General features: G+C 77.0%; 1 protein-coding gene and 1 pseudogene. Both read right to left on the bottom strand.

The genetic code is table 11. The features are described from left to right. Nucleotides 1-306, bottom strand: a pseudogene (locus CBZ_RS20535) (ACP S-malonyltransferase); the annotation flags it as partial. 97 nt (nucleotides 307-403) lie between these two features. Continuing rightward, the coding region (locus CBZ_RS20530; RefSeq protein WP_130783246.1) for a PucR family transcriptional regulator at nucleotides 404-787 on the bottom strand (384 nt) is incomplete at its 5' end.

Below are 787 nucleotides of genomic sequence, written 5' to 3'. Positions count from 1 at the left end.
GAGCTCCCCGACGGAGTGGCCCGCGGTCGCGCCGACGACGCCGGCGGTCGCACCCGCGAGCGGCGCGTCGGCGTCGAGGTCGAGGACCGCGCGCAGGCTCGCGAGCGCGGACGCGACGAGCAGCGGCTGGGCGACCGCGGTGTCGCGGATCGTGTCCGCGTCCGAGGTCGTGCCGTGCGTCCGCAGGTCCAGACCGGCGGTCCGGGACGAGCGGTCGACGGACTCCGCGACGACGGGCAGCTCGAGCCACGGGGCGAGCATGCCGGGGGACTGGGCGCCCTGACCGGGGCAGACGACGACGAGCACCTGACCACCTAACCGTGCCGGACCGGTCGCCCGGCCTCGTGGCTCGCACCAACGTTCGGGTGAGGCCTTGTACGACTCCTACAAAGTGGGACGTGCGTCACGACCGCTCGACGATCGCGCTCGCCCCGGCGTCGTCGAGGCGGCCCAGGGCGAGGGCCGTCTGCAGGACGTAGGACTCGCGCGCGTCCAGCGGGTCCCAGCCCGTGACGTCGGCGACGCGGCGCAGGCGGTAGCGCACGGTGTTGGGGTGCACGTAGAGCGTGCGCGCCGCCGCCTCGAGCGACCGGCCCGCCCCCAGGTACGCCGACAGCGTCTCGAGCAGCGAGCCCTGGCTCGCGGCGAGCGGCGCGTACGCCCGGGTCACGAGCGCGCGCCGGGCGGTGACGTCGCCCACGAGGACCCGCTCCGGCAGCAGCTCGTCGGCCTGCACCGGCCGCGGCGCCTGCGCCCACGCGGCGGCGGCCGCGAGCCCGGCGAGCGC

Source organism: Cellulomonas biazotea, assembly GCF_004306155.1.
GTDB classification, from domain to species: Bacteria; Actinomycetota; Actinomycetes; order Actinomycetales; family Cellulomonadaceae; genus Cellulomonas; species Cellulomonas biazotea.
The sequence above is the reverse complement of the archived record's forward strand: the minus strand, read 5'-3'. Positions and strand labels throughout refer to the sequence as shown.